At 62.9% G+C, this 7,610-nt stretch carries 9 protein-coding genes and 1 other RNA gene; 5 read left to right on the forward strand and 5 right to left on the reverse strand.

Annotated features, from left to right (window positions below; genetic code table 11):
* From QZY06_RS00005 to hrcA, 3 genes are all read right to left on the reverse strand, one after another.
* Nucleotides 1-677 (reverse strand): Hsp70 family protein (locus tag QZY06_RS00005; protein ID WP_295678557.1); only part of this gene is annotated, 677 nt, incomplete at its 3' end.
* 111 nt (nt 678-788) lie between these two features.
* Nucleotides 789-1,322: a nucleotide exchange factor GrpE gene (gene grpE, locus QZY06_RS00010; protein WP_295678561.1), complete on the reverse strand. Its 534-nt coding sequence runs from the start codon at nt 1,320-1,322 to the stop codon at nt 789-791.
* 99 nt (nt 1,323-1,421) lie between these two features.
* Nucleotides 1,422-2,480 carry a heat-inducible transcriptional repressor HrcA gene (gene hrcA, locus QZY06_RS00015; protein ID WP_295678564.1) on the reverse strand — a complete coding sequence of 353 codons (1,059 nt, stop codon included), beginning with the start codon at nt 2,478-2,480 and terminating at the stop codon, nt 1,422-1,424.
* A 184-nt stretch (nt 2,481-2,664) separates the two neighbouring features.
* On the opposite strand from hrcA, the gene QZY06_RS00020 reads away from it, so the two are divergent.
* Nucleotides 2,665-3,600, forward strand: a complete 936-nt coding sequence (locus QZY06_RS00020) for an NAD(+)/NADH kinase (RefSeq protein ID WP_295678567.1) — start codon at nt 2,665-2,667, stop codon at nt 3,598-3,600.
* A 7-nt stretch (nt 3,601-3,607) separates the two neighbouring features.
* Complete coding sequence (gene recN / locus QZY06_RS00025; RefSeq protein ID WP_295678570.1) at nt 3,608-5,290, forward strand: DNA repair protein RecN; 1,683 nt, start codon at nt 3,608-3,610, stop codon at nt 5,288-5,290.
* Nucleotides 5,291-5,309: 19 nt separating this feature from the next.
* Here recN and fur read toward each other — a convergent pair whose 3' ends face one another.
* Nucleotides 5,310-5,753, reverse strand: coding sequence for a ferric iron uptake transcriptional regulator (gene fur, locus QZY06_RS00030; RefSeq protein ID WP_295678573.1), 444 nt, complete (start codon nt 5,751-5,753; stop codon nt 5,310-5,312).
* Between the two features lie 86 nt (nt 5,754-5,839).
* Between fur and QZY06_RS00035 the strand changes: the two genes are divergently transcribed.
* Nucleotides 5,840-6,277: an outer membrane protein assembly factor BamE gene (locus QZY06_RS00035; protein ID WP_295678574.1), complete on the forward strand. Its 438-nt coding sequence runs from the start codon at nt 5,840-5,842 to the stop codon at nt 6,275-6,277.
* Between the two features lie 9 nt (nt 6,278-6,286).
* Here QZY06_RS00035 and QZY06_RS00040 read toward each other — a convergent pair whose 3' ends face one another.
* Nucleotides 6,287-6,637 (reverse strand): RnfH family protein, encoded by a 351-nt coding sequence (locus tag QZY06_RS00040; RefSeq protein WP_295678576.1) that lies wholly within the window; start codon nt 6,635-6,637, stop codon nt 6,287-6,289.
* Here QZY06_RS00040 and smpB point away from each other — a divergent pair.
* Both smpB and ssrA read left to right on the forward strand, forming a co-directional pair.
* Nucleotides 6,598-7,092, forward strand: coding sequence for an SsrA-binding protein SmpB (gene smpB / locus QZY06_RS00045; RefSeq protein ID WP_295678578.1), 495 nt, complete (start codon nt 6,598-6,600; stop codon nt 7,090-7,092). The genes QZY06_RS00040 and smpB overlap by 40 nt on opposite strands.
* A 381-nt stretch (nt 7,093-7,473) precedes the next feature.
* Nucleotides 7,474-7,610: a transfer-messenger RNA gene (ssrA, locus tag QZY06_RS00050) on the forward strand; the annotation flags it as partial.

Below are 7,610 nucleotides of genomic sequence, written 5' to 3' on the forward strand. Positions count from 1 at the left end.
AAGGTGTCGCCATTGGTCGACAGCACTTCGAACTGGTGCTCGCCATCGACTTCGGCGATCTCGATGATCGAGATATCGAAGGTGCCGCCGCCGAGGTCATAGACGGCGATCTTGCGGTCGCCCTTGACCTTGTCCATGCCGAAGGCGAGCGCGGCCGCAGTCGGCTCGTTGATGATGCGCTTGACGTCGAGACCGGCGATCTTGCCGGCGTCCTTGGTCGCCTGGCGCTGGGCGTCGTTGAAGTAAGCCGGCACGGTAATGACCGCTTCGGTGACCTTCTCGCCGAGATAGTCTTCGGCGGTCTTCTTCATCTTGATCAGCACTTCGGCCGAGATCTGCTGGGCAGCCATCGGCTTGCCGCGCGCTTCGACCCAAGCATCGCCATTGGCGGCCTTGACGATCTTGTACGGCACCATCGCGATGTCCTTCTGCACCACGGCGTCGTCGAAACGGCGGCCGATCAGGCGCTTCACCGCATACAGCGTGTTGTGCGGATTGGTGACGGCCTGGCGCTTCGCCGGGCGGCCGACGGTGGTCTGGCCGTCTTCCTGATAGGCGACAACCGACGGCGTAGTGCGCTCGCCTTCCGCGTTCTCGATGACCTTGGCCGTACCGCCTTCCATGATCGCGACGCAGGAATTGGTGGTGCCGAGGTCGATGCCGATGATCTTGGCCATGTGTCTGCTACTCCAGAGTTCGTGAGAGTTACGTGTATTGGGGATGAAAACTATTTGTTGTCGGAAGCCGCAGATTCAAGCGCTGGCGCCGGAATCCGGTCAGCAACCGCGTTACGAGGTCGGCGGCGCCTTGGCGACGATGACCATCGCCGGCCGCAGCAGACGCTCGTGCAGGCGGTAGCCCTTCTGCATGACGCTGAGGACGTGGTTCGGCGCGACATCGCTGCTCGGGATGGCCGATACCGCTTCGTGATAGGTCGGGTCGAAGACCTGACCGGCCGGGTCGACAGCGACGACGCCGAACTTCTCGAAGAACATTGCCAACTGTTTCTGGGTCAGCGCCATGCCTTCGCGTATCGACTGCACCGTGGCTTCCGGCGCACCGGCAGCCTTCAGGCCCAGCTCCAGGCTGTCGCTGATCGCCAGCAGGTCACCAAGCACGCGCTCGCTGCCGTACTTGCGGGCGCTGTCGATCTCACGCTCGGCGCGCTTGCGCACGTTGTCGAGTTCGGCAAGCGCACGCAGATGACCATCGCGGGCCGTTGACGCAGCGGTTTCGGCCTCGGTCAGCTTGGCGTTCAAGGCCTCGTACTCTTCGATCGACACGGGGCCATCGTTGCGGTCGTCGGGCGCGGCCAACGTCATATCGGGTTGATCCGTCATGCTTTTTCTACTCGGGTTCAGATACTGGGGAATGAAGCAGAGCGCCCCCGCGCCCCGCCTGATCAGCCAGTTTGGGATGCTTCAGCGGCTTTCAAGCCCCGAGCCCAGCCCCGAGCCAAGGCCAGTGCCGAGCAGACGCGCCGCTTCACTGACCAGCGGAATGATCCGCTGGTAGGCCATCCGGGTCGGACCGATGACGCCGAGCACACCGGCCACCTGACCATCGATGGTGTACGGCGCGGTGACCAGGCTGCAGCCGTCGAGCACCTGGTAGCCGGATTCGTCGCCGATGAAGATCTGCACACCAGAAGCACCCAGGCACTGATCGAACAGCTCCAGCAGTTCACGCTTCTGGTCGAGCACGTCGAACAGCCGGCGCAGACGGCCGACATCGGCCAGTTCCTGAAAACCGAGCAGATTGGTGCCGCCGGCGATCACGTAATCGTCGGCTTCCTGATTGCGCAACGCGGCATCGGCCAGCTTCGCCGCTTCGCCGAGCATCTGGTTGACCCGGGTCTGCGCCTCGCTCAGTTCTTCGGCGAGGCTGCGGCGCAAGCTCAGCAGATCGCGGCCGGCGAAGGTCTCGTTGATGATGTTGGCGTAGCGCTCCAGTTCCTGCGAGCTGTAGTCGCGGCCCATGTCGAGCACGCGGTTCTGCACTTCGCGCTGGTTGACGACCAGGATCGCCAGCACCCGTCCGCCAGACAAGTTCAGGAACTCGATTCGCCGCAGCACAGTGACATTGCGGCGCGGCACGGTGACCACACCGGCCATCGACGACAACCGCGACAACAGGCCGGAGACCGTGTGCAGCATGTCGGCGGAGGACTTGTTGCCGGGCAGCAGTTCATTGGCGATGCGTGCCTGCTCGGCAGCCGCCAGCGGCTCCGGTGCCAGCAGCGAATCGACGAAATAGCGGTAGCCGGCCTGAGTCGGCACGCGGCCGGCGGAGGTATGCGGCGAAGCGACGAAGCCGAGGTCTTCGAGATCGGCCATCACATTGCGGATGGTCGCCGGACTGAGCTCGACCTGGAACGCGCGGGCCAAAGTTCGCGAACCGACCGGCTGCCCGTCGTGCACGTGGCGTTCGATCAGCAGCTTCAGCAGCGCGGCGGCGCGTGGGTCAAGTTTGTCGGACATGGCAGCTCGGAATTCGAGGAACGCTAGCAACGGGAAAAAAACCTTGTCAAGAATTGCACGCATTGCCCGCGACAGGGGGCTGTCCGCCTGAACTTCACAGCGAAATTTGATGCGCCGGTTTCATGATAATTTGCGCCCACTTCGCCCTTATCCCCGCGGCCTGCCCGTCCTTCACGCGCCCTTCGTGTCCCAGAGCCTTTTCCAGACTGTCGGCGTGATCGGCAAACGCAGGGACGAGCGCGTTACCGGCACTCTGCGCCAGCTTTGCGCCCTGTTGCGCCAGCATGGGCGTGAAGTTCTGGTCGAAACCGAGACCGCGCGGCTGCTGCCGCCCAACAGCGGCATCGAAGCCGCCAGCCGCGAAGTGCTCGCGAAGCGCTGCCAGCTGGTCGTCGTGATCGGCGGCGACGGCACCTTGCTCGATGCCGGCCGCAGCCTTGCCAGTTCCGGTGTGCCGATCCTCGGCGTCAACCAGGGTCGCCTCGGCTTTCTCGTCGATGTTCGACCCGAAGACATGGCGACGACGCTGGAAGCGCTGTTTCGCGGCGAGTACATCCGCGCCTCCCGGCTGATCCTCGAAGCCCGCGTGCGCCGCGCCGATGGTGGCCTGAGCCTGCCCTGGCTCGCAGTCAACGATGTCGTGGTACGCAACCAGGCAGCGATCCGCATGGTCGAGTTCGCGACCTATCTGGCCAGCGATGTCGGCGACGGCAGCGGCTGGGAGTTCATCAGCCAGCACCGCGCCGATGGCTTCATCGTATCCACCGCGACCGGCTCGACGGCCTATGCGCTATCCGGCGGCGGCCCCGTAGTCCATCCGGCGCTGGCCGCGCTGGCGCTGGTGCCGATCTGCCCGCATACGCTGACCGATCGCCCGATCGTCGTACCGGCCTCGCGAACCGTGCGCATCGTGCTCGGCGCCAGCGAAACCGGTGCGACGATGACCTGCGATGGCCAGATCGGCACCTCGCTGAATCCCAGCGATGCTGTCGAGATTCGCCGCTCACCGACCGATCTGATGCTGATCCATCCGCCCAGCTACAGCTATTTCGCGCTGCTGCGCGACAAACTCGACTGGGGCCGCACGCCGATCGGCAATCCCCCCAAGAAGCAGCCATAAAGTAGCCATGCTGCGCAGCCTGCATATCCGCAATCTCGCGATCATCGACGAGCTGAGTCTTGACTGGTCCTCCGGCTTCACCGTGCTGACCGGCGAAACCGGCGCCGGTAAGTCGATCTTGATCGATGCGCTGGGTTTGGTCATCGGCCTGCGTGCCGATGCGACCCTGGTCCGTGCCGGCAGCGAACGGGCTGAAGTGTCGGCCGAGTTCTCGGTCAACGACTGCGCCGATGCCGCCGCCTGGCTCGCCGAGCGCGAACTGCTCGAAGCTGGCAGCGATGACTGCGCGATCCGCCGTATCGTCCACGCCGAAGGCCGCACGCGCGCGTTCGTCAACGGCAGCCCGGTCAGCGCCACGGAGTTACGCGAGCTGGGCGAACGACTGGTCGAAATCTTCGGTCAGGGCGACAGCCGCAGTTTGCTGCTCGGCGATGCGCAACGTCAGGCGCTCGACGATGCCGGCCGCCATGCCGAACCGCTCGCTGCGGTCGCTACAGCCGCGCAGGCGTTGCAGCGCATCGAGCGTGATATCGAACAACTGCGCAGCGCCCAGAGCCGCGACCCGGCGCAAGTCGAATATCTGCGCTTCCAGCTTCAGGAACTGGATGCCCTGAGCTTGAGTGTCGACGAGTTGCCGGAACTCGACGCCGAACATCGCCGCCTGGCCAATGCTGGACGGCTGCTCGACGAGGGCAATGGTGCCCAGCAACTGCTCTATGGCGACGAGGTCAGCGTCTATGACCAGCTGTCGCGCGCGCTGTCCTCGCTGCACGGTCTGGTGCCGCTGCATGAGGGTTTTGCTGAAGCGGAAACGCTGACTGCCGGCGCGCAGGCGCAGGTCCGTGAAGCGGCGGATTCCTTGCGCCGCTTGATCGAGCGCCTCGATCTCGATCCGGAACGTCTCGCCATCGTCGAGAACCGCCTGACCGCCATCCACGATCTTGCCCGCAAGCATCGCGTGCGGGCCGATGAGCTGTTCGCTCGACACGCGGAACTGCAGTCGGAACTGGCGGTTCTGGAAGATGCCGGCGCGGCGCTGGGCCGTCTTGAAGTCCAGCGCAAGACCGCCTTGGCGTCCTATACGGCAGCAGCCGCGACACTGACCGCAGCGCGCCGGAAAGCAGCCATCGTGCTCGCAAAAGCGGTGACCGCCAGAGTGCGCGAACTGGGCATGCCGAACGCCAAGTTCGTGGTTGCCGTCGAACCGCTGGCCCGAGACAAGCCGACTTCGCATGGCGTCGATCTGGTGCGCTTCGATTTCTCGGCCAACCCGGGCCAGCCGCCGCGGCCTTTGGCCAAGGTCGCATCCGGTGGCGAACTATCCCGAATCAGTCTGGCGCTGCAGGTCAGCCTGCTGTCCGAGGCCGGTGCGGCCACGCAGATCTTCGATGAAGTGGATGCCGGCATCGGCGGGGTCACCGCCGATGTCGTCGGCCGGCAGCTACGCGCGCTGGGCGCGCGGCGCCAGGTGCTGTGCGTGACCCATCTGGCCCAGGTCGCGGCGCGCGGGCTCGATCACTTCGGTATTGCCAAATCGGTTCGCGATGGTCACACCTACACCCGCGTGCAAAGGCTCGATGCGCCGGCGAGGGTCAGTGAACTGTCACGAATGCTGGGCGGCGATGGCAGCAGCGGCAGCACCGTGACGCTGGCGAAGGAACTGCTCGGTCAGGCGGCAACGGACGCCTGAGCTCGCGGGCTCTGATTGATCAGAGCCGGCGGTTCGAGTTCTGCTTGAGATGCACGCAGTCCTTCTTCTGGCACTCGCCGTACATGATCAGGTTGTGCTCGACGAGCTTGAAACCCAGCGATTCCGCGATTTCGCGCTGGCGCTTTTCGATGAGGTCGTCTTCGAACTCATCGACCCGCCCACACTGCATGCAGACGATGTGATCGTGATGATGGCCGCGTTCCAGCTCGAACACGGCATGGCCGCCTTCGAAATGGTGGCGGGTAACCAGGCCGGCAGCCTCGAACTGCGTGAGCACCCGATAGACCGTGGCCAGACCGATGTCTTCGCCGCCATCCATCAGGCGCCGATAGATTTCTTCAGCCGACAGATGACGGGTCGGACTGTGCTCAAGCATCTCGATGATCTTCAGACGCGGCAGCGTCACCTTCAATCCCGCATTGCGGAGATCCTGCGATTCCATGAGTTTTCCTTCGGGCGGGAGTGACAAAACGGAGCTTGCGCTATTATCGCACCTCGTTTTCTAGTCACAACCTCAATACCCTGCCCATGCGTCTGATCCTGCTTTCTGTCCTGGCATTCGGCCTTTCCGGCTGCGCGATCGTCTACAAGCTGCCGACACGTCAGGGCAACGTCATCGAGCAGAAGCAGTTCGATCTGCTCAAGGTCGGCCAGACCCGCGAACAGGTGAAGTTCCTGCTCGGCACGCCGATCGCTTCCTCGCCATTCCGCTCGGATCGCTGGGATTACTTCGGCTATTACAAGGATCCGCGCGGCAAGGTCTCCAGCCGCACGATCAGCCTGTTCTTCGAGTCCGAAAAGCTGAGCCGCATGGAAGGCGTGCAGATTGCCAATGCCGGCAAGGCGGCTGACAGCGACGGCGTTTCCCGCGAGCAGAAAGAAGAGATCATCGACACCGCGCCCCTAGATCCGAAATCTGCAGACCCTTCCGACGAGTCGCAAAAGGATAAGGACAAGGACAAGTAAGCGCCCGTTTCAGGCTTGAGGGCGTCGTATCCGCGCTCGCTGACGTCGCACCTGTTTCGGATCCGCCAGCAACGGTTTGTAGACCTCGACTCTGGCGCCCTCGCTGATCGTTTCCTCGGCGCTGCACAGCCGACCGAACATCCCCACTCTCGCCTCGCAGTCGCGGCCCAGGCCAGCGGCGGCCAGTGCGCCGCCGATGGTTACCGGCTCTGGCAGTTCAAGGGTCACTAGCCGGATTCCGTCTGCTTCGTGACTCAGCACTTCGACCTTCACTTGTTCTCCACCGATGAGCTGCTCCCGCAGGCTTCTATAATCCGACGATGAATCAGCCCAAGCGCAACGGCAAGCAGAAGGAAGCATCGGCGGATCGCGAGATCGCCGAAAATCGGCGTGCCCGCTTCGAGTACTTCATCGAGGACCGGTTCGAAGCCGGCATCGTGCTGCTGGGCTGGGAAGTCAAAAGCCTGAGAGTCGGCAAGGCCCAGATCACCGAAGCCTACGTGATCATGAAGAACGGCGAAGCCTGGCTGCTCGGCGCGCATTTCAACCCGCTGCTGTCGGCCTCCACACATGTGGTGCCAGACGCTACGCGCACCCGCAAGCTGCTGCTGTCGCGGCGCCAGATCGATCTGCTGCGTGGCAAGGTCGAACGCTCCGGCTACACCATCGTGCCACTGGATCTGCACTGGACTCACGGCCGCGCGAAACTGAACATCGGCCTGGCCAAGGGCAAGAAACTGCACGACAAGCGCTCCACCGAGAAGGACCGGGACTGGCAGCGCGAGAAAGGCCGCACCATGCGGCACGACAGCTGATTAGTCTCGATCCGAGGCGCCGCACAATGTTCGTGCAAGCCTCGTTCGCTGCCCGTGCAGATGCACGACAACAGGGCAGTTGAATTGAGAAAAGTTGCAGCTTTCGTCTGTTCGTACGACGAACGCCACTTATGCCATCAACTTTAAATTCACATTAGCGCGAATATCAACCTGGAACGGGCTGTCAGGCCTCGGTGATTGCTGAATCAGATGGGAAACATTTCCTGAAAACCTCTTTCTGATAAGGACTTGCAGGTTCCGATGGCCCTGACCAAATCATTTTCGCGACTTTTATCAGCAACATCACTGATAGCGGGCAGATTTCACTTACCGATCACGGAAGGCTCAAAACTTCATAACTGTGGTACTGTTCTCGTCGCTGGGGGTGACATGGTTTCGACAGCGGTTGGAAATTCGACGTGCATGCCGAGGTGCTTTCTTCCTCGTAAAACTTGAAAGCAACCAAGCTAGTTGCGAACGACGCTAACTACGCCCTCGCCGCTTAATCCCGGCGAGCG

It is taken from the genome of uncultured Nevskia sp. (genome assembly GCF_903885465.1).
Taxonomy (GTDB): Bacteria; Pseudomonadota; Gammaproteobacteria; order Nevskiales; family Nevskiaceae; genus Nevskia.